Origin of the sequence: Sinorhizobium sp. 22678 (assembly GCF_052044265.1) — a bacterium.
GTDB lineage: Bacteria > Pseudomonadota > Alphaproteobacteria > Rhizobiales > Rhizobiaceae > Sinorhizobium > Sinorhizobium meliloti_A.
This window is the reverse complement of the sequence record NZ_JBQEMS010000059.1, coordinates 1-444: the sequence shown is the minus strand read 5'-3', so window position 1 is coordinate 444 and position 444 is coordinate 1. Positions and strand designations below refer to the sequence as shown.

General features: G+C 61.9%; 1 protein-coding gene. It reads right to left on the bottom strand.

Translation table 11 applies throughout. From position 1 onward, the window contains the following. Positions 1-240: helix-turn-helix domain-containing protein (locus ACTJKL_RS31975; RefSeq protein WP_440854758.1), on the bottom strand; the 240-nt coding region annotated here is incomplete at its 3' end. Positions 241-444 lie beyond the last annotated feature (204 nt).

Below are 444 nucleotides of genomic sequence, written 5' to 3'. Positions count from 1 at the left end.
GCGCACCGCAAGCACCTCTGTCTCCACCGCCGCGCTCGACTGCAACGGGCTCACATGCGGGCGGCGCGAGCGATCAGCCAGCTCCCGGTCACCTGCCTGCCACCGCGCCAGCCATTTATAGCCCACATCGGCACTGATCCCGAACCGCCGGCACAGCTCCCGGCGGTTCGCACCCTCCGCAAGCGCCAGCCGCACAAATTCCTGCCTCTCTCCCATAACCGACACCTCTTTCCACGGCATGGACAACCTCCTCTCGAAGCCGATCCATGCCAGTATGAACGTGTCAGCCATCTCCCCGAACACCTGTCAGTCATGTGTCCGGGCTATACAACGAGCACTGTTGGGGTGGACGGCTCCCAACGGCATCGCAATGTGCCAGAGTGAGTCGTTAAGACATCAATCGAGGGAGACCGTCCGTGGAGCAGATTATCCGAATTGGCATGG